The 25,178-nt window shown below is 59.1% G+C and carries 18 protein-coding genes and 1 pseudogene; 12 read left to right on the plus strand and 7 right to left on the minus strand.

Annotated features, from left to right (window positions below):
- Positions 1 to 70 precede the first annotated feature (70 nt).
- The 3 genes from FRH_RS11665 to FRH_RS11675 all read left to right on the plus strand — a co-directional run bounded on the left by FRH_RS11665 (position 71) and on the right by FRH_RS11675 (position 3,777).
- Positions 71 to 1,849, plus strand: coding sequence for a terminase family protein (locus FRH_RS11665; RefSeq protein WP_281996912.1), 1,779 nt, complete (start codon positions 71 to 73; stop codon positions 1,847 to 1,849).
- Positions 1,846 to 2,886 (plus strand): phage portal protein, encoded by a 1,041-nt coding sequence (locus FRH_RS11670; protein WP_281996913.1) that lies wholly within the window; start codon positions 1,846 to 1,848, stop codon positions 2,884 to 2,886. Before FRH_RS11665 ends, FRH_RS11670 begins: the two co-directional genes overlap by 4 nt.
- Positions 2,887 to 3,015: 129 nt before the next feature.
- The gene (locus tag FRH_RS11675) at positions 3,016 to 3,777 is read left to right on the plus strand and encodes a DNA adenine methylase (RefSeq protein WP_281996914.1); all 762 of its coding nucleotides are present in this window, start codon (positions 3,016 to 3,018) and stop codon (positions 3,775 to 3,777) included.
- A 51-nt stretch (positions 3,778 to 3,828) separates the two neighbouring features.
- Here FRH_RS11675 and FRH_RS11680 read toward each other — a convergent pair whose 3' ends face one another.
- Entirely contained in the window at positions 3,829 to 4,170 is a 342-nt protein-coding gene (locus FRH_RS11680; RefSeq protein ID WP_281996915.1) for a hypothetical protein, read from the minus strand.
- A gap of 1,068 nt (positions 4,171 to 5,238) precedes the next feature.
- Between FRH_RS11680 and FRH_RS11685 the strand changes: the two are divergent.
- A pseudogene (locus FRH_RS11685) lies at positions 5,239 to 6,074 on the plus strand (diguanylate cyclase).
- Positions 6,075 to 6,211: 137 nt separating this feature from the next.
- Here FRH_RS11685 and FRH_RS11690 read toward each other — a convergent pair.
- Complete coding sequence (locus tag FRH_RS11690; protein WP_139525503.1) at positions 6,212 to 6,991, minus strand: CLCA_X family protein; 780 nt, start codon at positions 6,989 to 6,991, stop codon at positions 6,212 to 6,214.
- A gap of 499 nt (positions 6,992 to 7,490) precedes the next feature.
- Here FRH_RS11690 and FRH_RS11695 point away from each other — a divergent pair, with 499 nt between their 5' ends.
- Entirely contained in the window at positions 7,491 to 8,177 is a 687-nt protein-coding gene (locus FRH_RS11695) for a type 1 glutamine amidotransferase domain-containing protein (protein ID WP_281996916.1), read from the plus strand.
- Positions 8,178 to 8,596: 419 nt separating this feature from the next.
- On the opposite strand, the gene FRH_RS11700 is transcribed toward FRH_RS11695, so the two are convergent.
- Together FRH_RS11700 and FRH_RS11705 are read right to left on the minus strand one after the other, a co-directional pair.
- Entirely contained in the window at positions 8,597 to 8,800 is a 204-nt protein-coding gene (locus FRH_RS11700; protein ID WP_139525505.1) for a hypothetical protein, read from the minus strand.
- Positions 8,801 to 9,189: 389 nt separating this feature from the next.
- Positions 9,190 to 10,449, minus strand: a complete 1,260-nt coding sequence (locus tag FRH_RS11705) for a M20/M25/M40 family metallo-hydrolase (protein WP_139525673.1) — start codon at positions 10,447 to 10,449, stop codon at positions 9,190 to 9,192.
- 599 nt (positions 10,450 to 11,048) lie between these two features.
- On the opposite strand from FRH_RS11705, the gene FRH_RS11710 reads away from it, so the two are divergent.
- The 7 genes from FRH_RS11710 to FRH_RS11740 all read left to right on the plus strand — a co-directional run bounded on the left by FRH_RS11710 (position 11,049) and on the right by FRH_RS11740 (position 20,510).
- Positions 11,049 to 12,191: a GlxA family transcriptional regulator gene (locus FRH_RS11710; RefSeq protein WP_139525506.1), complete on the plus strand. Its 1,143-nt coding sequence runs from the start codon at positions 11,049 to 11,051 to the stop codon at positions 12,189 to 12,191.
- 231 nt (positions 12,192 to 12,422) lie between these two features.
- A complete protein-coding gene (locus FRH_RS11715) occupies positions 12,423 to 13,400 on the plus strand; it encodes a dipeptidase (RefSeq protein ID WP_139525507.1) in 978 nt (325 codons plus the stop codon).
- Positions 13,401 to 13,579: 179 nt separating this feature from the next.
- Positions 13,580 to 14,125 (plus strand): DUF5943 domain-containing protein, encoded by a 546-nt coding sequence (locus FRH_RS11720; protein ID WP_139525508.1) that lies wholly within the window; start codon positions 13,580 to 13,582, stop codon positions 14,123 to 14,125.
- 23 nt (positions 14,126 to 14,148) lie between these two features.
- A complete protein-coding gene (gene dgcA / locus FRH_RS11725) occupies positions 14,149 to 16,221 on the plus strand; it encodes a dimethylglycine demethylation protein DgcA (protein ID WP_139525509.1) in 2,073 nt (690 codons plus the stop codon).
- A 200-nt stretch (positions 16,222 to 16,421) separates the two neighbouring features.
- Entirely contained in the window at positions 16,422 to 18,425 is a 2,004-nt protein-coding gene (locus FRH_RS11730) for a (Fe-S)-binding protein (RefSeq protein ID WP_139525510.1), read from the plus strand.
- A complete protein-coding gene (locus FRH_RS11735) occupies positions 18,422 to 19,690 on the plus strand; it encodes an electron transfer flavoprotein subunit alpha/FixB family protein (protein ID WP_139525511.1) in 1,269 nt (422 codons plus the stop codon). The genes FRH_RS11730 and FRH_RS11735 overlap by 4 nt, the downstream gene beginning before the upstream one ends.
- Positions 19,680 to 20,510 (plus strand): electron transfer flavoprotein subunit beta, encoded by an 831-nt coding sequence (locus FRH_RS11740; protein WP_139525512.1) that lies wholly within the window; start codon positions 19,680 to 19,682, stop codon positions 20,508 to 20,510. Before FRH_RS11735 ends, FRH_RS11740 begins: the two co-directional genes overlap by 11 nt.
- 77 nt (positions 20,511 to 20,587) lie before the next feature.
- On the opposite strand, the gene FRH_RS11745 is transcribed toward FRH_RS11740, so the two are convergent.
- The 3 genes from FRH_RS11745 to FRH_RS11755 form a co-directional block, all read right to left on the minus strand.
- A complete protein-coding gene (locus tag FRH_RS11745) occupies positions 20,588 to 21,475 on the minus strand; it encodes a DMT family transporter (RefSeq protein ID WP_281996917.1) in 888 nt (295 codons plus the stop codon).
- 98 nt (positions 21,476 to 21,573) lie between these two features.
- Positions 21,574 to 23,319 (minus strand): sodium:solute symporter family protein, encoded by a 1,746-nt coding sequence (locus tag FRH_RS11750; protein ID WP_219863222.1) that lies wholly within the window; start codon positions 23,317 to 23,319, stop codon positions 21,574 to 21,576.
- A gap of 166 nt (positions 23,320 to 23,485) precedes the next feature.
- Entirely contained in the window at positions 23,486 to 25,066 is a 1,581-nt protein-coding gene (locus tag FRH_RS11755) for a BCCT family transporter (RefSeq protein ID WP_281996918.1), read from the minus strand.
- Between the last annotated feature and the right edge of the window lie 112 nt (positions 25,067 to 25,178).

The raw sequence follows: 25,178 nt of genomic DNA on the forward strand, positions 1-25,178 counted from the left end.
TGGGTGTAAGTGGCGTGACTTACATCGGGCGGGGCAATCGTGACTGTGCCTGCGCGGGTACGCTGGCGGCATGACAGCCCAAGCCCCGATTGACGACGACCAGCACCGCCTTTCTGCCCGCCATCTCTATTGGATGGGGTGGCGGATTGCGCGCATTGCCGAATTCTTGGAGTTGCCGCGGGCAACGATTGATAGCTGGAAAAAGCGCGACGCCTGGGACGAGGCCACGCCCACGCAGCGGGTCGAAGGGGCGCTGGAAGCGCGCCTGGTGCAACTGATTTGGAAGGAGCAGAAAGAGGGCAAGGATTTTAAGGAGATCGACCTGCTGGGCCGCCAGATCGAGCGGCTTGCCCGGGTGCATAAGTACCAGGGCAGCGGGAAGGAAGCCGACCTGAACCCCAACATCGAGCGCCGCAACGAGGGGCCGAAGAAGAAGCCTGCCCGGAACGATGTGGGTGATGAAGGGGTGATTCAGATTGTTGAGGCGTTCGAGGCCTCGCTGTTTGATTACCAGCGGGGCTGGTACCGGGCGGGGCAGCATGAGCGCATTCGTAACCTGCTCAAAAGCCGCCAGATTGGCGCGACGTGGTACTTCGCCCGGGAGGCGATTGCCGATGCCATGGAGACCGGTAAGAACAAAATCTTCATGAGCGCGAGTAAGGCCCAGGCGCATATCTTCCGCCACTACATCGTGCAGTTCGTGAAGGAAGTGACCGGGGTGGAACTCAAGGGCGACCCGATCATTCTCGCCAATGGCGCAGAGCTGCACTTTCTGGGTACCAACGCCAAAACCGCCCAGGGCTACCACGGCGATACCTACCTAGACGAATACTTCTGGATTCATGGCTTCGAGACGTTCCGTAAGGTGACGTCGGGCATGGCCATGCACAAGAAGTGGAAGCAGACCTACTTCAGCACGCCATCTTCCGTGGCCCACGAAGCTTACCCGTTCTGGACCGGTGACCGGTTCAACAAACGCCAGAAGAAAGCCGACCGGGTGAAGATCGATGTCAGCCACGCGGCGCTGAAAAACGGGGCGCGGGGGCCAGATGGCCAGTGGCGGCAGATCGTGACCATCGAGGATGCGATTGCCGGGGGCTGTGACCTATTCGACATCGACCAACTGCGCCTCGAATACTCGGATGACGAGTTTGCGAACCTGCTGATGTGCGAGTTCGTGGACGATACGCAGAGCGCCTTCCCGCTGGCGATGATGCAGCGCTGCATGGTGGATAGCTGGGATGCTTGGCGGGATCTGAAACCCTTCGCGCCTCGGCCGTATGGCGAATTTCCAGTATGGATTGGTTACGACCCGGCGGGGGATGGTGAGGATGGCGATGGTGCCGGTTTGGTGGTGGTCGCACCGCCGAAAACTGCCGATAGTAAGCACCGCATTCTGGAACGCCATCGTCTCAAAGGGCGCGACTATGAAGCCCAGGCGGAGTTTATCCGCAGCGTGACCCGCCGCTATAACGTGACGTTTATCGGCATTGATACCTCGGGCCTCGGTGAAGCCGTGGCCCAACTGGTGGCGAAGTTCTTCCCCACCGTCACCCGTTACCGCTATACCCCGGAAATGAAGTCGCGCCTGGTGATGCAGGCGCAGCAGATCATCAATAAGGGGCGTCTTGAATTCGATGCTGGCTGGGTGGATCTCGCCCAGTCGTTTATGGCGATCCGCCGGGAGCTGACCGCCTCCGGCCGCCAGATGACCTACACCGCAGGGCGCAACAACCAAACCGGCCACGCTGACCTGGCGTGGGCGACCATGCACGCCTTACACAATGAGCCTCTTGATGGCCCCGCCGACCATGGCACTGGCCGTTCCCTAATGGAGATGTACGGATGAGCGACGCGGCAGAAAAGCCACGGGTGCGCGTGCCCGCTTACGTGAAAGACACCGACACCACCGCCGCGCCTGCCAAAGCGGAGGCGTTTAGCTTCGGCGAGCCGACGCCGGTGATTGATGGGTACGATTTTTTCTATACCGGCTGCTGGATGCTGGGCAACGAGTGGTACGAGCCGCCGGTGGATTTTCCCGCGCTGGCCCAAACCTACCGGGCCACGGCGCACCATGGCTCGGCCATTCAGGTGAAGCGCAATATCCTGGTGCGCTCGTTTATTCCCCACCCGCTGTTAAGCCGCCAAGCATTTAGCGCGCTGGCCACCGACTATCTGGTATTTGGCAACTGCTACCTGGAGCGGATCTTCGGCCGCTTGGGAAGGCTGCTGGCATTGAAGCCCGCGCGGGCGAAGTACGTTCGCCGTGGGGTAGATCTCAAACGTTACTTCTGGGTGCCCAACTGGTCGGAGCGCAGCGAGTTTGACGAGGGCAGCATCATCCACCTGTTAGAGCCGGATATTAACCAAGAGGTGTACGGCGTGCCGGATTACCTGGGCGCGCTGCAGTCGATCTTCCTGAATGAGAACGCCACGCTGTTTCGGCGTAAGTACTACCTGAACGGCTCCCACGCGGGGTTCGTAATGTACGTTTCCGACGCTGCCCACAACCAGGAAGACATCGACGCCATGCGCACCGCGCTGAAGGAGTCGAAGGGCGTGGGCAACTTCCGCAACCTGTTCCTGTACAGCCCCAACGGCAAAAAAGACGGTATCCAGATCATCCCGATCTCTGAGGTGGCCGCCAAGGACGACTTCGCCGCGATCAAGAACATCACCCGCGACGACCAGCTCGCCGGCCACCGTATTCCCCCGCAGCTCATGGGCATCATCCCCAACAATACGGGCGGTTTCGGTGACGTGGAGAAAGCCGCCAAGGTGTTCGTCACCAATGAGCTTGAGCCGGTGCAGGCGGTGTTCAGTGAGATCAACGACGTGCTGGGGGGGGAGGTGATTCGGTTTCGGGAGTATTCGCTAGACCCATAATAAAAAAGCGCCTGGCATGACCAGGCGCATATCGCTCGTTTCATCCCTGAAAGCAGTGGAGGCGTCCCGGCCCCGCAAGCGATACCCACTACTGTATATCAATACTGTATATTTGAACAGGTATCATGGATGATGAATCGACCGATTTTGCCCTGGATGGGCGGCAAGCGCCGCTTGGCTAAACAGATCCTACCGCTTTTCAAACCGCACACCGCCTATGTGGAGCCCTTCTGCGGCGGTGCTGCGCTCTTCTTTATGAAAGCCCCCAGCAAAGTGGAAGTCATCAACGACGCCCACGGGGAGCTGGTCAACCTCTACCGCGTAGTGAAGCACCACCCGGATGAGCTGGTGAAACAGTTCCGCTGGGGGCTGATCAGCCGTGAAGAGTACCTCACGCAACGCGAGATCGACCCTCGCCACCTGACGGATATCCAGCGGGCGGCACGTTTCTTCTACCTGCAAAAGCTGGCCTTCGGCGGCAAGGTGAGTGGCCAGACGTTTGGCACCTCTGCCGTTTCCCCACCACGAATGAACCTGCTGCGAATTGAGGAAGATCTCAGCGCTGCGCACTTACGCTTGGCACGTACAGTGGTCGAGCACCTGGACTGGGCAGAGTGCATCAAGCGTTACGATCGGGAAGGCACGCTGTTCTACCTCGACCCGCCTTACTGGGGAACCGCCGGCTACGGTTGCGACTTTCCGCTGGAGGAGTACTACCGTATGGGCGACCTTGCCCGAACAGGTCAGGGGCAGTTCGTGATCAGCGTCAACGACACGCCAGAAATGCGAGACGCCTTTCAGGGCTTAACGCACCACACTACGCAAATTCGATACACTGTAGGACAGAAGGCGACAGAGCCGCGGGGGGAGCTGATTATCAGCAATCGCTAGGCTGGTATCGAAGGCATTAACCAAACCGCCCTGATGAGGGCGGTTTCTTTTTTAGCTTTTGACAGGTTTATGAGATAGATATGCCACTAGAAGACCCACTCCTAAGCCGATAAAAGTCGTACCTAAAATTTGTGACCACAACTTTGCGTCGCTGGCTAGTTTGCTGAACAGCTCAGCATCTATTTTATTTGCATCATGCATAATTTGGTATGTCGAGGATAGATCCTCGAATAGAAACTGCCCGAATGCTCCCATGACCATACAGAGAATAGCGATTATAAATATGACAGCACGCCCAAGGTCCCCTCTGCATTTCATGAGATAAAAAATGATTGTACAGAGCATGGTCCCACCTACAACTAACGCAATCAGATGAGTTAGATTTGCTTCCATTTTCACTCCTAGACTTCGATGTTCTGATGGTGAATATCCCTACTAATTTTACCCAGAGCTCAGCCTGATTTGTGGTGATGCAATTTAAATAGCTTACCATCCACTGCTCCCTCTGGCGCGCCGTCGACTCCCCGCCCCGCCTGCGCGCTAAACCTGTGTATTTTTATGCACCCATGCACATGCCGCTAAACCGCGCCTTTACTAGGGCCTGCGGCCAAATTCCGTACGCCCATTTCCATGCGGAATCATGCGAATTCCTTCAAACAGAGCATGGTGTGGCTTCGTGAAGGGAGTGGGGCATAAAAGCATGGGGAGATCGGAAAAAGGTAACCTGGGTGATCTGTCTCTTTTTTAATCGCAAGCAGCTGATTTTATTTTGGTTTTTTATTACCTCTAAAAGGTAATATAAGGTGATGTAAAAGGTAATTTTTGAGTAACTTATTGATAGTAAATGTTTTTTATAAATGAACGATTCACCTTTATAAAAGGTAATGTGGTTACCTATAGATCACCTTTTTATTACCTTTTGAACGACTGTGTTAATTTTAATAATTTCAATTGCTTAGGTGGTTTTCGCGAGGTTGGTTACCTTTATTACCTTTTTCCGAGACACCCACACATTCCCGCCAACCCTCCACATGTGACGTGCGCACGTACGTGATAATGACGTTGCTGCCAAATACTCGGGAACAAACTGGGAATGCTTTGGTGCTGTCAGTCGTGATAGTTCATAATAGAATCAGTTAGTTAGGTAGTGGAAGGGAGGTCAGTGTGGTTTCGAATCCCTCCCTCTCCGCCACGAAATATAGAAGGGGAATCAACCTTATGTTGATTCCCCTTCGTCGTTTCTGGGCTTTGGGAGCGGTTTTGGGAACATTCTAGTGAGATCTCCGTGAAACAAGGTTGGCTGGAAACTTCATCGAGTTCATAGTGTTAATTTCGATGGAAGGGTCGAGACAGACGGTACTGATACAGCTCTTGATCCGTCTATACTCGGGAGAAAGTCACCCCGCCAGGCTGCCCATGACCGTCGATTTGCAGGCGCTTTACCCCAAACTGATTCACCTGATGCTCGATACCGTGTTCGTGGTAGATGCAGAGCATCGCATTCTATTCGTCAGTGATGCCTGCGAGTCGCTGTTGGGGTATCGCGCTGATGAGCTGATAGGCACCCTAATTACCCGCTATATGCACCCAGAAGATGTGGCGATGACGCATGCTTCCATCAAGCGAGTAATGAATGGACAGCCTCATCTCGATTTTCGTAATCGCTACCTGCACAAGAGTGGCAGCGTGGTGCATATATTATGGTCTGCGCGCTGGTCCGAGGAGGAGCAGGTGCGTATTGGCGTCGCACGCGACATCACCCCCCAAGTTCAAGCGGAAGAGGAATTGCGTTTTCTCGCACACCACGACCCGTTGACGAAGCTGACCAATCGCTCGCTGTTTTATGACCGCCTAGCCTCGGCGTTGACTACCGCTAGGCGTTATCAAGCCCGTTTGGCACTTCTATTCTTGGATGTGAATGACTTTAAAAGTATCAACGATGTGCACGGTCATGCGGCAGGAGACGCCGTGCTGTGTGAGATAGCCCGCGCTTGAGTAGCTGTGTTCGTGATACCGACACGGTGGCACGCATGGGTGGGGATGAATTCACGGTACTCTTGACCGATCTTCACTCCAAAGAAGCCGCGATGGAAAAAGCGGCTCAACTGCTTGACGAGTTATCCTCGAACGAGAGTGTGAGTACACTCTGCATGGATATGCCGTCTTGCAGCGTGGGTGTGGCCGTCTATCCCGAAGACGGCCAAGATGCCAACACACTGCTTCGCCATGCCGATGTAAACATGTACCGGATGAAAAAACAGCGTGGTCGTGCATACTCCGGTGCGTCAAAACGGTAGGCCACCGCTAAAACCAAAGATCACCACGGCAACCACGACAACGACGACCACGATAGTAGTAGTAGATGGCATGCTCTCGTCCTCTGAGAAATAAGTGAGCCTACAGCCTAGTCGCTAGCAAAAGATTTTGCACATCGCTATTGCTCAAGGCTCAGCGCTGCGCCAAGGCTAGAGAAGTAGTGGTTAAATGCGCGGTTGATCGCTGCGCGCTGCTCACCTACCGGGTACAAGCCGCGTTCGGCGTCAGGAGAGCACTGGGTGCCTTTGACCAAAAAGTGGTTTTTGATCGGAGCATCTTGAACGAAAGCTTCGAAAGCGCGAGCGCACATCTCTTCGGGTTTGCTGTAGTAAAGCTGGCCCAGCGATTTGTCCATTGCGGCAGCGTTTAAAAATAGTGCGCTAGGCTGCTGGCCGTCCGGTTGAAGCAGAATGGCCCGGAAACAGGCGAGTAATCGCTGGTTGAGGGGGTGGCAAATGGGTGCGGCATTGGTCAACCAGGCGGCTGAGGCGAAGGCGTTATTAGGCAGGTCTTGAAAACATTTGGGGGCAATGTAGTGGTCAAATGCGTGAAACCACTCATGAGCGATGCTGCCGGGGCCAGCGTTTTTGGCAAGCGCAAAGCTACGCTGGCTGGGATCATAGTGTGCCGACACGCCAGGACGCCCACCGGTGCCGTACTGCAGCGCTAGTGCGCCTCTAAGTGAAATCAGCGTTTCGTTGCCTTGTAAAATGAGCATGAGGTCGCAGAGCGCATCATGAAACAGCGCTGCCGCTCGATCGCGCTCTTCACGCGTTACCCAGCGGCCAATTTCGATAGAGCGGAAGTCAAATTGGCGGCGAATTGCGCCAAAGCTACTGGCGGAGTCTGCGCGATGTGTAGGGCCGTTCCGAAAAAATGGTCGTTCATGAAAGCTCACGTATCACCTATGTCGGTGGAAATCATAGCGTTAGCTACCTTTCACCCATGAAAAAGCGCCCTCAAAACTGAGGACGCTTTTTTAAGCACCGATGCTTCTAGTACCTTGCCTTCCATGGTCATCGCTTAGCTCTTCCTTGGCTAGCTCCTTCCGTGGCTTTACATGGCTCTTCCTGAGCACGCTCTTTTCCGTGAGCTTGGTGTCGCTATTCCTTAGCGTACATTCCTTTGTGCCGCGGTATCCCTGCCCCCGACCCTTCAAACTATAGGTTAGGGATAAATAATGTACAAGATTAAATTGTATATTTATTGTACCTGAATGGTACGAAATGATGATTTATGTCGTTTAATTTATATAAAACAAAGAGTTACTTTTCGTTTGTTCGCGATGAATTTGCTATACAATATCAGGAGGTAGGGCTTGTAAGCCTCGATGAGCGCCCCAAAGTAGCCCTAGGAGTGCAAATGCTATCCCATGCGTGACCAATAGGAGCATCGAGATGAGTAAGCGTATTCTAATGGTGTTGACCTCGCACGATCAGCTAGGTGATACAGGAGAGAAAACCGGCTTTTGGCTGGAAGAGCTGGCGGCACCTTACTACGTCTTCAAAGATGCGGGCGCTGACATAACGCTTGCTTCACCTAAAGGTGGGCAACCGCCGCTGGACCCCAAAAGCGATGCGGAAGAGAGCCAAACCGACGAAACCCGACGCTTTCAGCAAGACGAGACAGCTAAAGCCGAATTGGCGAATACGCATCGCCTGAGCGACATGAGCGCAGACGATTTCGACGCGGTGTTTTACCCTGGTGGCCATGGGCCGTTATGGGATTTGGTGGACGATGAAGACTCTATCCATTTGATCGAAACTTTTATCGCCCAAGGTAAACCGGTGGCGTCGGTATGCCACGCACCTATCGTGCTGGTGAATGCCAAAGACGTAAGCGGCGAGCCGCTGGTGAAAGGTCGTCAAGTGACCGGTTTTACTAATGGTGAAGAAGAGGCGGTGGGTCTCACTCATGTCGTACCGCATTTAGTAGAAGATGCGCTACAGAAATGTGGCGGTATCTACAGCAAAGCCGATATCTTTACACCCTACGTACGCGAGGACGGTCAGTTGATCACCGGCCAAAACCCGCCCTCTTCTGCTCCTACGGCAGAGGCGCTGATGGCATGGTTCACACGCTAGTACGCTGACGTAATGCCATCGACAAGGCGGGCCTTCGAGCCCGCCTTTTGCGTAGGTAAGCAGCCCATCGGCCGTTAAAGCGTCGCGGTCTCACTCATCGATGAGTGGCCAGCGAAGCGTGGGACGTTTTTGATGCCGACCTGCGTAAGCACGCGTAGATGGTGCGCGCACGAAACGAAAAACTTTTCGCGTTTCATATCCCAGGTTAGATAACTCGAGCTTTATAGGGCGCACTGTGTGCACATAACGCAAGGAAGGCGTTACAAGGAAGTGCAAGTAGGGAGTGCTTGCGGCGCACAAGGAAGCATGAACAGGATGTTCGTGATGTAAGATTAGGGAGGACCTGATGAAACCCCGGCCAGCGATGGTCGGGGTTTTTTTTGCGAGCCGTACTTGTGTGCTCGAGTTCATCTAAGCCATTAACAGGCGTAGTGATAGAACAGAGCGCTTAGCTGGCTCATGGGGGCCGACACCGACGTTTGGCAACTCAAACAGCGAAGCAGCACGCTGTCCTTACCGGTGCCTTCCAACCGGAACCGATTGAGGTACGATGTGGTGGCGGATTCTGCATTGCCGCAGTGGCGGCACATGATATCCACACCGTGGACGGTCGAACTGATCATGATATGTCTCACGCTGACCTCCTACCGCTAGGGAATGAATGGGTTCAGGCGTGGTAACGTCCGTGTAGAGAAACATCACGATGGATGCAGAAAAAGTATAGGCGGTCGCCTGGTAAAGCGCTAAGAAAAGCATGCTGCGCGCCTGAAGGGGGCTCGGTATGCCAAAAGGTAAAATTTATCAAAAGTGCGCTATTTTCTATCTCAGGTTAATGTTTTTGACACATAGAAGGTTCAAGGTAAGTAGCAACACAGGGAGAGGTGTTAAGGAGCGAGAGCAAGCATGGAACGCTTGTCAGACCAGGGATGCACGAACAGGAGGTTCGTGAAGAAGGATTACGGAGGAATTACTACTACCCCGGCCAGCAATGGCCGGGGTTTTTTTATAGGGATCAAGCGGATTTTTCGTCATCGTTCTCAGGTTTGGCGCTGCCTTGATGGGTTAGTGGGCTGGCTTGATCGAGACGCGGATGATTATCCAAAAATGCCTGCTTGGGATTGGGCAGGGTATCCAGCGTTTTAATGGTGTGGTGTAGCGCGTGAATTGCCGCCAGCACGTCATGGGTGTTACCGGTTTCCGAAATAGTGTGCATGTTGCGGATTGGGAACCCCATAGACGTTGCTGCGCTATCGATGGAGGCCAGAACGCCAGCCATGCCATCGGTGCCGGTATCCACCCCCACGATATCCCGCTGCATGGGGATGTCTTGCTCTTTGGCAGCGCTGGCAATGATACGGTTGAGCTGTTCACTGGCAATCGAGCCCACCGACAGCGTAAACCCTTTACCCATTTCCAGCGGCTGCATGCGCTTGTCGCCGATGCCAGGGGCGGCCACATAGTCGTGATTCACGTCCACGCCAATGAGCGCATCGGGCTTGAGCTCACCAGCCAGCACGCGGCTACCGAAACGGCCGATTTCCTCGTAGCTGGCGATGGCAAACATCACCCGTACGTTGTCGGTGCCGCCCGCTTCGGCGATCAAGCGCGCCACTTCTGCCGTCACGAAACATCCCAAACCGTTATCCAAATAGGCACCGTAGAAGGTGTTCGGGCTAAAGCCAGAGCGAATAGGGCGGTTGAAGATAATCGAGTCGCCTGGACGCACGCCTAGGTTCAGTACCTGCTGCTTTTTGTTCTCGCCGTGGATTTGCAGGTCAAGATAGATCTGTTCCTTTTTGATCCCTTTGCTGCCATCGCGCTGAGCGGGATCAGAAAAGTGGATAGCGCCGAGTGCTTCTACTGTGCCGCCTTCGATGCTGCGGTAGTGGCCTGGGGCGTTTGGATCTTCGCTGAACAGCGTGACTTCATGGCCGATTAATACGCCGGGCAAGAAAGAGTCGGTGTTGATCCAGACCTTGCCGTCTTCGCCAATCGAACGAACTTGCATACGGATTTTGTCTGCGTGGCCGATGATCATCAACTTGAACATGTCATCGCGGCCCGGATGCGTGTCTAGCACCACGCCTGCGTTGCCTTTGAACTGGTGCAGGTGCCAGTCGCTGGGCGCGAAGCTCTCGAAGTAGGGCTTTAGTACGCCGTAGGTCATCGCGCCTTCCAAGCCCACTGGGCTGGGGGCCGCCAAAATGTCGCGCATCAGTTTGAACTGCGCATCGGGCATCGGTTGCGTCCAGGGTTTTGCGGTATCGCTCATCATGCTTACTCACTTCTGAGGGGGTATAAACACACTAGTCTGCCAGATTGTGGCTGGCTGTATAGCGTTCGCCAGTACTTGAAGTTAGTTGATTAAGTATCATTTGGGTCGCTGGTCAATTGCTCATCAGCATGAACGGCTAGGGCACGTCATGCTGGCGGTATCAGTGGCTACTGTCCATGGATACCTGAATGGCAATTTTTATCGATATGAATATTCTTAAAAGTAATTAATTCAACGTATTAGTCAGCGATGACGAGGGCTAACCTTCCGCGGTCTACACAAGGCGACCTTCAGTGCGCGCCTCTATCAGCGTTTCATCCTCAAGTCTGGAACTAACATTTTTTCGCTCAATACACCTCTAGAGGTCCCAATGCGACTTACAACATGTTATTTGCGACTTTTGCGAGCAGATGAGTGTAATAGTCTTGTCTCTAACCGCTCTATTCGTGCCAGTATACGACGACGGAGCAAGACGCCCCCTTGGATGAGTTAGCATTCAGGCATACTGCATCAGGGGAGGCTATGAAACGCCAGGGATACCAAAAAACTCTAATAAAAAAGACGAATGGTTTAAAAAGGTGAGTGAGGGTAGGACCATGACATCACATTCAGTAAAAGACTCGGCCACGACTAACCGTGCGTGCGAACCACAGACCCTTGGCTTTCTGCTGTTGGACAATTTCACCCTGATTTCGCTGGCATCCGCCATCGATCCACTGCGTATGGCCAACCAGTTGGCCGGTCGTGAGCTTTATCGCTGGTACACGCTGACCCAGGATGGCCTGCCGGTGCGTGCCAGTGACGGCTTGCAGGTGACGCCAGACGCTTCCATTCATACGCCGCTGTCGCTCGAGTGGGTCGTCGTGTGTGGCGGAGTGGGCCCACAGCATAGTGTGACCCGTGAACACCTCCGCTGGCTGCAGGCACAGGCGCGTCAGGTGAAGCGGCTTGGCTCGGTATGCACGGGCAGTTGGGCATTGGGCCAGGCGGGGCTGCTGGATCATTACGAAACCAGCGTGCATTGGGAGTGCTTGCCCTCCATGCAGGAGGCGTTCCCTAATGTGATTCTGACCCCGCACCTGTTCTCTATCGATCGCGATCGGTTCACGGCCTCAGGAGGTACCGCCCCGCTCGATATGATGCTCAACCTGATTGCTCACGACCATGGCAAAGAGCTGTCGGCGGGTATCTCCGAAATGTTCATCTACGAGCGCGTGCGTAACGAGCAGGATCAGCAGCGCGTGCCCCTCAAGCATGTGCTGGGGACGACTCAGCCCAAGCTGTTGGAAATCGTGGCGCTTATGGAAGCCAATCTAGAAGAGCCTATCGAACTCAACGAATTGGCGAGCTACGTAGGCGTCTCACGGCGCCAGTTAGAGCGGCTTTTTCAACGCTATCTGCTCTGTTCACCTTCCCGCTACTATCTCAAGCTGCGGTTGACCCGGGCGAGACAGCTGCTCAAGCAAACGCCGTTGTCGATCATCGAAATTGCGTCGGTCTGCGGCTTCGTCTCTACGCCGCACTTTTCGAAATGCTATCGAGAGTACTTTGGCGTGCCGCCCCGCAACGAGCGCCTCGGTGTCTCCGACCGCCAGGAGGGCCACCCCGATAAATCTGCGTCTCTGATCAAGCGGTGGGGAATCAAGCCTTACAAGAACGAGCCGTTGTCGAGTGCCCAGCAGGCGTTGGCCTACGCTCAGGGGGAGCCCACCTTTGCTAGCGTACCGGTATTGAGCTGATGTGACGTGTGAAGGTCCCTTTAAAACGTGCCGCTTACTGAGAGCGGCACGTTTTTTTTATGGGCACGGCTCCCCTTTGGCCGGTCGGCTGTTGCTCTGTTGGCGGGGAATCGGGCTGCGTCGTTTTAGCGACAGAATGACGCTTTTGGAATTTCCACGGTCGTTTCCAAGCGTCGCCCTGCCCAGCGTCGGCGCTATGCTCGCTTCATTCACCCATGTTGGAGCTTAGCCATGACCCCCTCTGAACTGCACGATGACGCCATCGTCATCGATGGATTGATCATCGCCAAATGGAACCGCGAACTGCTCGAAGACATGCGTCGCGGCGGTTTGACCGCTGCCAACTGCACCGTCTCGGTGTGGGAGGGGTTTCAGGCCACGGTCGACAACATCGTCAAATCCAATCAGCTGATGGCAGAGTGTAGCGACCTGGTGCGCCCGGTGCGCACCACCGCCGACATCACCCGCGCTAAGGAGGAGGGCAAGACCGGGATCATCTTCGGTTTCCAGAATGCCCATGCCTTCGAAGACCAGATCGGCTATGTCGAGATCTTCAAGCAGCTGGGCGTGGGCATCGTGCAGATGTGTTACAACACCCAGAATTTGGTCGGTACCGGTTGCTATGAGCGCGACGGTGGCCTGTCCGGTTTTGGCCGCGAGATCGTGGCCGAGATGAACCGTGTGGGCATGATGTGCGACCTTTCTCACGTCGGCGCCAAGACCTCCGAGGAAGTCATCCTCGAGTCCAAAAAGCCCGTCTGCTACTCCCACTGCCTGCCCTCGGGCTTGAAAGAGCATCCCCGCAACAAGTCCGACGCAGAGCTGAAGTTCATCGCCGATCACGGCGGTTTCGTCGGCGTCACCATGTTCACCCCGTTCCTCAAGAAAGGCGTCGACTCGACCATCGATGATTACTGCGAGGCCATCGAGTACATCATGAATATCGTCGGTGAAGACGCCATCGGCATTGGTACCGACTTCACCCAGGGACACGGTCAGGAGTTCTTCGAGTGGCTGACCCACGACAAGGGCTACGCACGCCGCCTGACGGACTTTGGCAAGATCATCAATCCCGAAGGAATCCGCACCGTGGGAGAGTTCCCCAATCTCACCGAGGCGCTGCTCAAGCGCGGCATGAGCGAAAAACAGGTGCGCAAGATCATGGGCGAGAACTGGGTGCGCGTGCTCAAGGACGTCTGGGGCGCCTGACGCCGAGCAGATGACTGCCTCCGAAGCGAGGGGCGCCGGGAGCATGCCGTAGAGGAGGTCCGACGCCAGGGATGGCGTCGGTAGCGTCCAGGGATGGATTCATAGCGCCTCCTCGTAGGCATGTTCCCGGGGTAGCCCCGTCGATAACCTGACATAACAAAGATTCGAGGAATATAACCGTGACCAAACTGGCCCCCGCACTGCCCATCGAAGTCGATAGCGAAACCGGCGTTTGGACGAGCGATGCCCTGCCGATGCTGTATGTGCCGCGTCACTTTTTCATCAACAACCACGTGGCCATCGAAGAGGCGCTGGGTGCCGAGAAGTACGCCGAGATTCTCTATCACGCTGGTTACAAGAGCGCCTGGCACTGGTGCGAAAAAGAGGCCGAATGCCATGGTATCGAGGGCGAGGCCGTCTTCGAGCACTACATGAATCGTCTCTCTCAGCGCGGTTGGGGGCTTTTCCTGACCGAGCAGATCGATCTCGACTCGGGTACCGCCCAGGTGCGTCTCGAGCATAGCGCGTTCGTTTACCAACTCGGCAAGACCGGTAAAAAAGAGGAGTACATGTTCACTGGCTGGTTTGCTGGTGCCATGGATCAAATCCTCGCCGCGCGGGGAAGCTCGCTGCGCACCGTGGCCGAGCAGACCCAAAGTGCTGCCGAAGAGGGCTGTGACGTTGGGCTCTTTACCGTCCAGCCGCTGAACGACGCCGCCCGATAGCCAGAGGTAGAGGAGAGACGCACATGGCATTCGACGCAATTTTTCAGCCGATCGAAATCGGCAAACTGACGATCCGTAACCGCGTGGTCAGCACCGCCCACGCCGAAGTGCACGCCACCGACGGCGGCATGACCACCGAGCGTTACGTCAAGTACTACGAGGAGAAGGCCAAAGGCGGCTGCGGTCTATGTATCTGCGGCGGCTCCTCGGTGGTCTCCATCGACAGTCCCCAGGGCTGGTGGAGCTCGGTGAACCTCTCCACCGACCGCATCATTCCGCACTTTCAGAACCTTGCCGATGCCGTGCACAAGCATGGCGGCAAGATCATGATCCAGATTACCCACATGGGCCGCCGCTCCCGCTGGGACGGTTTCGACTGGTCGACGCTGGTCTCACCCTCCGGTATCCGTGAGCCGGTGCACCGCTCTACTTGTAAAACCATCGAAGTCGAAGAGATCTGGCGCATCATCGGCGACTTCGCCCAGGCCGCGCGCCGAGCGAAAGAGGGCGGCCTCGACGGGGTCGAACTGTCGGCCGTGCACCAGCACCTGATCGACCAGTTCTGGAGTCCGAGAGTCAACAAGCGTACCGACGAGTGGGGCGGTAGCTTCGAAAACCGCATGCGCTTCGGTATGGAAGTGCTCAAGGCGGTACGCGCCGAAGTGGGTGACGACTTCTGCGTCGGCATGCGTATCTGCGGCGACGAGTTCCATCCCGACGGTCTTTCTCACGATGACATGAAGCAGATCGCCGCCTACTACGACGCCACCGGCCAAGTCGACTTCTTCGGCGTCATCGGTTCCGGCTGCGACACCCACAATACCCTGGCCAACGTCATTCCCAACATGTCCTACCCGCCGGAGCCTTTCCTCCACTTGGCGGCGGGCATCAAGGAAGTGGTCAGCGTGCCGGTGATCCATGCCCAGAACATCAAGGATCCCAACCAGGCGCAGCGTATCCTCGAAGGGGGCTATGTCGATCTGGTCGGCATGACGCGCGCCCACATCGCCGATCCCCACCTGATCGCCAAGATCAAAATGGGGCAGGTCGACCAGATCAAGCAGTGCGTCGGCGCCAACTACTGCATCGACCGCCAGTACCAAGGCCTGGACGTGCTGTGTATCCAGAACGCGGCGACCTCGCGGGAGTACATGGGACTGCCGCACATCATCGAGAAGAGCGAGGGCGCCAAGCGTAAGGTCGTCGTGATCGGTGGTGGCCCTGGCGGTATGGAAGCGGCGCGGGTGGCGGCGGAGCGCGGTCACGATGTCACGCTGTTCGAAGCGGCGGACGCCCTGGGTGGCCAGATCACCATTGCCGCCCAGGCGCCGCAGCGCGATCAGATTGCCGGTATCACCCGCTGGTATCAGCTCGAACTGGCGCGTCTCAAGGTCGATCTGCGCCTCGGTACCCGCGCCGACGAGGCAACGCTGCTCGATTTGCGCCCGGACATCGTCGTTTTGGCCACCGGCGGTCAGCCGTTCCTGAGCCAGCACCCCGAGTGGGGCTACTCGGACAATCCCGAGGAAAGCCTGGTGGTCAGTACCTGGGACATCCTTTCCGGTAAGGTCGAACCGGGCAAGAACGTGCTGATCTATGACGCCATCTGCGAATTCTCCGGCGTCTCGGCGGCCGACTATTTGGCCGACAAGGGCGCCAAGGTGGAGATCGTCACCGACGACATCAAGCCCGGCGCAGCGGTGGGCGGCACCACCTTCCCGACCTACTACCGCAGCCTCTACGAGAAGGAGGTGATCATGTCCTCCGACCTGATGCTGCATAAGGTCTACCGCGAGGGCGGCAGCCTGGTGGCGGTGCTCGAAAACGAGTACACCGGCGCCCTGGAAGAGCGCGTGGTGGATCAAGTGGTCGTCGAGAACGGCGTGCGCCCCGATGAGTCGCTCTACTACGCCCTCAAGGAGCAGTCTCGCAATAAAGGGCAGGTGGATCTTGAGGCGCTCTATGCGATTCAGCCTCAGCCCTGCCTGAGCGAAGAGGGGGATGGCTTCCTGCTGTTCCGCCTGGGCGACTGCACGGCACCGCGTAATACCCACGCGGCCATCTACGATGCCCTGCGAATCTGCAAGGATTTTTGACCCGAGCGAGAGCCGGGGCGCCGGTGGAAGACCGTAGCGAGGGTCTTTTGACAGGACCGTAAAACAGTTCCGTACGTTTACGGCATTTCCGCCATCCATGGCGGTCATATGTCGAAAGTAGCGCCCAGGGATGGGTTGACAGCGCCCTCGCCGAGGTCTGCCGCCGGAGCAGCCCCGCCGCGAAAGATGAGGTGAGTACCATGCTCGACACGCTCTTGCCGATACTGATTTTTAGCGCTTTGGCCCTGGCCGTCATCGGCGCCGTGCGCCGCGTGCGTCTCTGGCGCCAGGGACGCCCGGCGAAGGTCGATCTGCTCAAGGGTCTGATCGCAATGCCGCGCCGCTACTTGGTGGATCTGCACCATGTGGTGGGGCGTGACAAGATGATCTCCAACACCCACGTGGCCACCGCCGGTGGCTTCGTGGCCGCTGCCGTGCTAATGATCCTGGTGCACGGTCTTGGGGTCGCCAACCCCGTGCTGGGCGGATTACTGCTCCTGGCCAGCACCTCGATGTTCATCGGCAGCCTCTTCGTGGCGCGTCGGCGGCTCGATCCACCCACGCGGCTCTCCAAGGGGCCCTGGATGCGCCTGCCAAAAAGCCTCATGGCATTTTCGCTGGGCGTTTTCCTGATCACTCTGCCCACGGTGGCCCTACTGCCCGAAGGGCTGCTGGAAAGCAGTGGCGGCTGGCTGTTGGCGCTGGTGCTGGCGGGCGTCATCGCCTGGGGGCTGGGTGAGATGTTCTTCGGCATGACCTGGGGCGGGCCGATGAAGCACGCGTTTGCGGGAGCCTTGCACCTGGCTTTCCACCGCCGTGCCGAACGCTTCTCGACGCACAAGGGTGGCAACGGCCGCTCGACGGGCCTCAAAGCGCTGAATCTCGACGATGCCAAGGCGCCGCTGGGTGTGGAAAAGCCCGTCGACTTTACCTGGAATCAGCTGCTGGGCTTCGACGCCTGCGTCCAGTGCGGCCGCTGTGAAGCGGTATGTCCGGCGTTTGCCGCGGGCCAGCCGCTCAACCCCAAGAAATTGATTCAGGACATGGTGGTGGGCATGGCCGGGGGCAGCGACGCGGGCTATGTCGGTTCTCCCTACCCGGGAAAACCCGTGGGTGAACATGCGGGTGCGCCCCATTCGCCCATCGTGGCGCTGGAGGGCAAGGCGCTCGTCGATGCCGAGACCCTATGGTCCTGCACCACCTGTCGCGCCTGTGTCGAAGAGTGCCCGATGATGATCGAGCACGTCGATGCCATCGTCGATATGCGCCGCCACCTGACGCTGGAGCGGGGCAAGACGCCCAACAAAGGCGCCGAGGTGCTCGACAATCTGATTGCCACCGACAACCCCGGCGGTTTCGATCCAGGCTCGCGGCTGCACTGGGCGGCGGATCTCAACTTGCCGCTGATGGCCGATCTCAAGCAGGTCGACGTGCTGCTGTGGCTGGGGGATGGCGCCTTCGACATGCGCAATCAGCGTACCCTGCGTGCGCTGGTGAAAGTGCTGCGTGCCGCCGAGGTGGACTTCGCTGTACTGGGTGCTGAAGAGCGCGACAGCGGCGATGTAGCGCGTCGTCTGGGTGACGAGGCCACGTTCCAGTCACTCGCCAAGCGCAACATTGCCACGCTGTCCAAGTACCACTTCCTGCAGATCGTCACCTGCGACCCGCACAGCTTCCACGTGCTGGGCAACGAGTACGGTGAGCTGGGCGGCCACTATCATGTTCGCCACCACAGTACGTTCATTGCTGAGCTATATGAGGCCGGACGGTTGGCGTTCGCGCCCTGGAAGGGCGGCCGCGTCACTTATCACGACCCCTGCTACCTGGGGCGCTACAACGGTGAATACGACGCCCCGCGCAACGTGCTCAAGGCACTGGGTATCGAGCTCAAGGAGATGCAGCGCTCCGGCTTCCGCTCGCGCTGCTGCGGCGGCGGTGGCGGCGCGCCGATTACCGATATTTCCGGCAAGCAGCGTATTCCCGACATGCGCATGAACGACGTCAAAGAGAGCGGTGCCGAGCTGGTGGCGGTGGGCTGCCCGCAGTGTACCGCCATGTTGGAAGGCGTGGTGGATGCCACTGCCGAGGTGCGTGACATTGCCGAACTGGTGGCGGATGCGCTGGTCGAGCGCCCTACTGACCCTGCGCTCGAGGCGGCCCGTCGCTCTGCTACCACCACGCCCGCCGAGGAGGTGACCGTATGAGTGAGATCATTCGCCGCGACCCGCGTCGCGAATGGATTGCCCGCAACCGCTTGCACCCCGAGCACGCCAGCGTGGCGTCCGAAATGAATGGCTCTGCTGTCAGCGAGTGGCTGGGCCCCAACGGTGTGATGCGCAAGAACCCCCACGCCATCGGCTTCATCGGCCCCAATGGCGTGAAGCGTATCGACCGCAGCGGTCTCCAGCAGGGCGAGGCGTCCACGGCGGCCGCCGCGGCCAGCCGCGATAGCCGTCGCCCGGTGACCATCGAGCAACCGGCCTTCCTGGTTGCCGTGGTGCCCGATCTGACCGGCGGACGCCTATCCGGCCACGACAAAGATCTGTTGGGCCTGGCTCGGCGGTTGGCGGATGCCGACGCCGAGCGCCCTGGCGCGGTCGTGGCGGTGCTGTTTGGCGAGCACAAAGAGGAAGCGCTGGGTGAAGCCGGTATCGACCGGGTCGTGCATCTGGACGATGAGTACTACGCTGGGTTCGCGCCCGAAGCGCGCTTGGCGGCGCTAAACGCCGTCGAACGGGAGATGGCACCGCGCTTCTGGCTGCTGCCGGACTCGCCGCTGGGCGGTGCCGACCTGGGGCGGCGGCTGGCCGTGCGCCTGGGCGAGCGCGCCGCCACCGGCGTTTGGCAGGTCGAGACCGATCCAAACGCTTCGCTGGACTGGCGCTGTACCGCACGCGGTGCCGCCGACAGCCTGGACATTCAGCGTCCGCTACCCCGCGTCACGCTGGCACTGGCCGAATGCGCCGAGCCGGTGGACGAAACGCGCCACGCGGCGGAGCCGGTGAGCCTGGCGGCGTCGATTCCCACCACGCTGTCGCGGATCGAGGATCTGGGGCAGGTGGCCGTGGACCCGGCGGGCGTGGCGCTGGCCGAGGCGGAGTTCATTCTCTCCGGCGGCAACGGTGTCAAAGAGTGGGAGGCTTTCCACCACGCTGCCAAAGTGCTCGGTGCTACCGAAGGGGCGTCCCGGGTGGCGGTGGACGATGGCTTCATGGCCCGCGACCGTCAGGTAGGCGCGACCGGCACCTGGGTCACGGCCCGCGTGTACATGGCCGTCGGCATCTCAGGCGCGATCCAGCACCTGCAGGGCATTCAGCGCTGCGACAAGGTGGTGGCGGTCAACGTCGATCCTGGGTGCGACATGATCAAGCGGGCCGATCTGGCCGTCATTGGTGATAGTACGCAGATTCTGGCCGCCCTGGTGGCCATGGTCGAACGGCAGCGAGGAGGAGAGCGCGATGCGGCCTGATTCAACGCAGCAGAAGCAGCCATCCCAGCAGGGGGTGAGCATCGCGGTGCTGGTCTCCATTGGTCGCCACCCGACCACCGGTCGTCCGCGGCGTGCCGAGCAGGATGCCCGCGGGCTGGAGCTGGCGCTGGCCATGCAGAGCGAGGAGCCGGGCGCGCGGCTAAGCGTCTTGCATGCCGGTCCGAAGGACGATGAGAGCGACGCCGCGCTGCGCGGTTACTTGGGGATGGGGCTCGATGCCATGACTCTATTGGAGCAGCCCGAAGGCAGCGACGCGATTCCAGCGTTGGCCGAGCACCTGACGGCGGCGTCCCCCCAGCTCGTGATTACCGGCACCCGCGCGGAGCGCGGGGAGGGCTCTGGGCTGTTGCCCTACGCGCTGGCAGAACGCCTGGGATGGCCGCTGATCAACGGCTTGGCGGCCGTCGAAAGCGTGGAGAACGGCGTGCTGACCCTGCTGCAGGCGCTGCCGCGCGGGCAGCGTCGTCGCCTCAAGGTGCGCCTGCCGGCCATCATCAGCGTGGACGAGGCGGCGCCGGTGGCGCGTCAAAGTGCCTTTGGTCCGGCGCGGCGCGGGGAACTGGCCGTCGAGCCGACCCAGCCCGAAGCCGATACGGCACTGGCCGAGTGGCACCTGACCCCCGCCCGTAAACGGCCCAAGCGTTTGAAGATCGTCAAGGCGGCGTCGGCCAGGGATCGCTTCAAGGCGGCGGCCGCCAAGTCCGAGGGCAAGGGCGGCCAAGTGCTCACCGACGTGACGCCTGAGCAGGGCGCCGAGGCGATCTACAAGCTGCTCAAGGAGGAGGAGGTGCTACGCTGACGTCTATTCCTCTAGCGTTACCTACCAAGCCCGCACTCCCGCGGGCTTTTCATTGCGTGCGCATGTGGGGGCGTTGGCTACTTGGCGCAAAAGGCGGGAGATATCCGTAGCCGCTGGCGTTCGAGGCGAAGGCCTATCCAGGCGTGCAGCACTAGCACCAGGATCACCACGCCGCCACCGATCAGCGTCGAGACGCTGGGCGCTTCGCCCAGTAACCACCACACCCACGCCGTGCCCAGCGCGGTTTCGACCAGATAAAACAGCGCCACTTCGGTGGAGGGCAGGTAGCGGGTGGCGCTGTTGATCAGTACCGTCGCCAAGGGCATTTGCACGAGCCCCATCAAGGCCAGTACGCCGTAGCGCTGAGCATCGAGGGCCAGCGGCGTGGCCATGGAGAGTGCCACCGCGGCGGATAGCAGCCCACCACCGGCGACCACCGACATGGTATCGACGGTTGGAAAACGGCGCAGCAGCGTCAGGTTGCCACCGATGGCGGCGGAGGCTGCCAGGGCGTACAGGTTACCCAGCAGCATTCCGTGGGCGCCGTGGCCCATGAAGACCAGACTCATGCCCAGCATGCAGGCCACGATGGCCGCCAGCGTGTGCCGGGCGACCCTCTCTCCCAGGAACATCCGTGAGAACACGGCGGCGAACAGCGGCGCGGTGCTGAGAATCACCACCACGTTGGCAACGCTCGCGTTCATCACCGCCAGCACGAACAGGCTGGATATCAGGCCCAGCAGCACGGTCGAAGCCAGTGACGCAACGGGGTGCCGTCTCAAGGCCGTCAGCCGCTGGCCGACAGTGCATATGAGCCCCAGTACGCAGAACATCAACAGGCCGCGCCAGAAGATGACGGTCCAGCCGTCGGTGGCGGCGAGCCGGATCAGCAGACCGTCGAAACTGAGAAATACCACACCGAGTACCACGATGAGCAGGCCGCGTTGATAGGTGCTGAGCTGCATGATCTCATCTCCTTGTGAGTCATGAAGTGAAGCGCCCGCCGAGTAGGCGGGCGATGGACGACCTCAGGCCGATGAGGCGAGCGGCCTCATGGAGGTCGTCACTGGCTGGGGTGGCCCGCTATCGCCGGGCTCTTTGCGTGGCGGTCGCGCACCACCCAGGCGCCCACGGCACCTGCGATCAGCAGCATGCTGCCGCAGCCGATCGCCAGCAGGTAAGCACCCGACACCGCACCGTTGGAAAGCGCGAAGCGTTCGGTGAACCCCGCCAGTATGACGGCGTACTGCTGCCACAGAAACACGCCGATGGCGACGCCCGAGAGCATGGTGCACAGGGCGATCCAGCGGGTGCCGGATACCCAGCCGCTCATCGCGCTGGCATCGAATTCGTGCAGGAAGGCCCGATACGCCGACTCGGCCTCGCTCACCTGGGTCACACGCGAGGCCAGTGCGATGGCCACCAGGGCCAAGAGCGTGCTGAGCAGCACCGGATGCAGGTAGACGGGCAGGCTAATCCATTCGGCCTGCACCATCAACGAGAGCGCGACATTACCGGCAAAGCCTACGACCAAGCCCCAGCTTGCGCCCGCCGCGGTGATGCGACGGCTCCAGATGCTCATCAGCGCCACCGGCCCCCAGGAGGAGGCAAACAGGGTCGCCGCGAACCACACCACCGACATGACGGCGGGGGGCTGAAACAGGGCCAGCAGCAGCGCGATCAACCCAGCCGCGAGCACTGCGATGCGGCTCTTGCGCATGGCCGTCCGCTCATCCGTCGAGGCGGGCAGAATGTCGTTGGAGAGGCTGAAGCCAATGATCGATAGAAAGGTCGAGCAGGAGGAGAGCCCTGCGGCGAATACTCCGGTCAGAATGACCACCCCCAGCCAGGTCGGCAGCACGTTGAGCGCCACCCAGACCATCGAACGCTCTGGATCGAGCGTCGCGTCGTAAAGGTTGATCGCGGCGCCGGTCATCATCATCAGCGCGTAGAACACGGCCAGCGCCACGGCGGTGAGCATGGCCGAGCGCATGACGACATGCTCGTTGCGGGCCATCAGATAGCGGCTGGACTGCCAGGGACTTGCCGCCAGCACTGCCGCCCATACGAGTCCCAGGGTGAGGCCCCAGACCAGCGCCTCGCCAGGAGAAGAGAAGCTGGCCTCCGGCCCGTCGACCACCCCATGCCAAAGCGCAATGCCCGGTTTGTCGGTCTGGATCAGCAGCCCCTCGACGACCCCGCTCCAGCCGCCTAGATCCTGGATGACATACAGCGACCCGCCCACGGCGGCCAGCGAGAAGATCACGAACATGATGGTATCGGTGAGCATCACCCCCGGCGAGCCGGAGTAGAGAATGAAACCGGTATAGGTCGCCCATACCAGCACCAGCCCCACCCAGTAGGGCATGCCAGTCAGTTCGGCGAACATGATGCCCGCGCCTTGCATCACGCCCAGCAGGTAAGCGCCAAGGCCGATGATCGTGGTGAGACCGGCGATGGCCTGTACCCGGCGCGAGGCAAATCGCTTGCCGAAGAACTCCGGCACGGTGCGCGCGCCGCTGCGGCGCAGGTAGCGGCCGAACACCAGCGCCCCCAGCAGGCAGCCCGAGGTGCTGACCGCCGCAAAGATCAGCATCACGAAGGGGTAACCTTGGTAAGCAAACCCCGTTTCGCCCAGAAAGGCGCTGGTGCTCAGGTAGCTGGCCACTAGGGTGCCGAGGATGAAGAAAGTAGGCGCATTGCGGCCAGCGACCAGATAGTCGTCCAGCCCCTTGACGCGACGTCCGGCCAGGTGGCCGATTACGAAATAGCCGACCAGGCTTAGCAGTATTGCGATGGTGTAGATCATGAGGGTCGCCATGAAGTCGTTGATGTTGTGTCGTTATAGTGCCGCGCGTGTTTTGGCGTCTCATAGCCAGTAGCGTCCTATAGTGCCGAAATCACGACACGCTGTCCGCAAAACGAACGGGGCGCCATCTGCATGGCGCCCCGTCGTTGGCGGTGACTTGACCCGATCAGACGGCGGCGTTAGGCACCGCTTGCGTCTGTTTCCACTCTTTGTGAAGTCCTTTGTAGAGGCTGAAGCACATCAGCAGCAGCACGATGGTGAAGGGGAGCCCGGTGGCGACTGCACCCGCCTGCAGTGCCGTGAGGGCAGTACTTCCTCCACCATAGAGCAGGGCGCCTGCAATGACACCCTCCAGCGTGGCCCAAAAGACACGCTGGCTCCTGGGCGCGTCGGTCTTGCCGCCTGCTGTGATGTTGTCGATGACCAATGAGCCGGAGTCCGATGAGGTGATGAAGAACACCAGCACCAGCACGATGGCCAGCGTCGAAGTGATACTGGTCAGGGGCAACTGCTCCAGCATATGGAACATGGCAAGCGAAACGTCACTGATCCCGTTGGCCAGCTCGCCGACCCCGTTGGTCGCTTGCGAGAGCGCCGTGCCGCCAAAGGTGCTCATCCAGACCAGCGTGACCAGCGTGGGCACTAACAGTACCGCAATCAAAAACTCACGAACTGTACGTCCCTTGGAGACGCGAGCGATGAACATGCCGACGAACGGTGACCAGGAGATCCACCACGCCCAGTAGAAGATGGTCCAGCCGTGGTACCAGGTGTCATCCTCGCGGCCGATCCAGTTCGACAGCGGCAGAAGATAGCTGGCGTAGTCCACTGCGGTGGTGCCGACACCCGTCAGGATCATCAGGGTCGGGCCCGCGACGACCACGAACAGCAGTAGCGCCGCCGCAATGACCATGTTGATGTTGGAAAACAGCTTGACGCCGCCATCGATGCCCCGCCATACCGAGATCAGCGCGATGACCGTGACCACGACGATGATCGCCAGCTGGGTGCCAATGGTATTGGGCACGTCGAACAGGTAAGCGAGGCCGCCTGCCGCCTGGGTCGCGCCAAACCCGAGCGAGGTCGCCAGTCCGAAGATGGTGGCCAGTACGGCGAGAATGTCGATGACATGGCCAGCCCAGCCGCGGGTACGCTCGCCCAGAATGGGGTAAAAGGCGGAGCGCAGCGTCAGCGGCAGTCCTTTGTTATAGGCAAAAAACGCTAGCGAAAGCGCGACGACGGCATAGATGGCCCAGGGATGCAGTCCCCAGTGGAACATGGTCGCGCCCATGGCGGCGCTGGCGCCCTCCGGCGTGCCCGCGGGCGCGTTAAGGGGGGTGCCGTACCAGTCGGTGTAATAGGCCACCGGTTCGGCGACGCTCCAGAACATCAGGCCGATCCCCATGCCCGCTGCGAACAACATGGCAAACCAGGAGGTGCGTGAGTACTCCGGTTTGGCATCTTTGCCGCCCAAGCGAATTCGGCCGAGGGGTAAGCAGATCAGTATCAGGCAGAAGACCACGAAAACGTTACCCGCCACCATGAAGAGCCAGTCGAAATGCTCGATCGACCAGTTCTTGGCGAGACCCAATTGTGCGTTCGCGGCGTCTGGATAGACCAGCGCATAGATAATGAAGAGCAGGATGGCGAGAGCGGAGAGTGGGAAGACGGGGTTATGGAAGTCCAACCCCAGTATCTGTGTGTTGTCCTGTCCAGGCGACAGAACGGGATCATCGTCGTTGTTCATCGCGTTTCCTTTTAGGTTGTTTTAGTACGTCAGGCAGGATGGGCACCGCCGACGTCAGAAATTGTTGAGCGTGTTCGCAGCGGGAAGTATCTCGAAAGCGACCTCTACCTAT

The sequence above is a fragment of the Halomonas sp. A020 genome (assembly GCF_027943625.1).
GTDB classification, from domain to species: Bacteria; Pseudomonadota; Gammaproteobacteria; order Pseudomonadales; family Halomonadaceae; genus Vreelandella; species Vreelandella piezotolerans.

Coding starts and splice junctions, on each gene's coding strand:
- FRH_RS11735 (WP_139525511.1), top strand. CDS start 18,422: ATGAGTGAGATCATTCGCCGCGACCCGCGTCGCGAATGGATTGCCCGC.
- FRH_RS11670 (WP_281996913.1), top strand. CDS start 1,846: ATGAGCGACGCGGCAGAAAAGCCACGGGTGCGCGTGCCCGCTTACGTG.
- FRH_RS11695 (WP_281996916.1), top strand. CDS start 7,491: ATGAGTAAGCGTATTCTAATGGTGTTGACCTCGCACGATCAGCTAGGT.
- dgcA (WP_139525509.1), top strand. CDS start 14,149: ATGGCATTCGACGCAATTTTTCAGCCGATCGAAATCGGCAAACTGACG.
- FRH_RS11715 (WP_139525507.1), top strand. CDS start 12,423: ATGACCCCCTCTGAACTGCACGATGACGCCATCGTCATCGATGGATTG.
- FRH_RS11700 (WP_139525505.1), bottom strand. CDS start 8,800: ATGATCAGTTCGACCGTCCACGGTGTGGATATCATGTGCCGCCACTGC.
- FRH_RS11665 (WP_281996912.1), top strand. CDS start 71: ATGACAGCCCAAGCCCCGATTGACGACGACCAGCACCGCCTTTCTGCC.
- FRH_RS11705 (WP_139525673.1), bottom strand. CDS start 10,449: ATGAGCGATACCGCAAAACCCTGGACGCAACCGATGCCCGATGCGCAG.
- FRH_RS11750 (WP_219863222.1), bottom strand. CDS start 23,319: ATGATCTACACCATCGCAATACTGCTAAGCCTGGTCGGCTATTTCGTA.
- FRH_RS11680 (WP_281996915.1), bottom strand. CDS start 4,170: ATGGAAGCAAATCTAACTCATCTGATTGCGTTAGTTGTAGGTGGGACC.
- FRH_RS11745 (WP_281996917.1), bottom strand. CDS start 21,475: ATGCAGCTCAGCACCTATCAACGCGGCCTGCTCATCGTGGTACTCGGT.
- FRH_RS11755 (WP_281996918.1), bottom strand. CDS start 25,066: ATGAACAACGACGATGATCCCGTTCTGTCGCCTGGACAGGACAACACA.
- FRH_RS11730 (WP_139525510.1), top strand. CDS start 16,422: ATGCTCGACACGCTCTTGCCGATACTGATTTTTAGCGCTTTGGCCCTG.
- FRH_RS11710 (WP_139525506.1), top strand. CDS start 11,049: ATGACATCACATTCAGTAAAAGACTCGGCCACGACTAACCGTGCGTGC.
- FRH_RS11740 (WP_139525512.1), top strand. CDS start 19,680: ATGCGGCCTGATTCAACGCAGCAGAAGCAGCCATCCCAGCAGGGGGTG.
- FRH_RS11675 (WP_281996914.1), top strand. CDS start 3,016: ATGATGAATCGACCGATTTTGCCCTGGATGGGCGGCAAGCGCCGCTTG.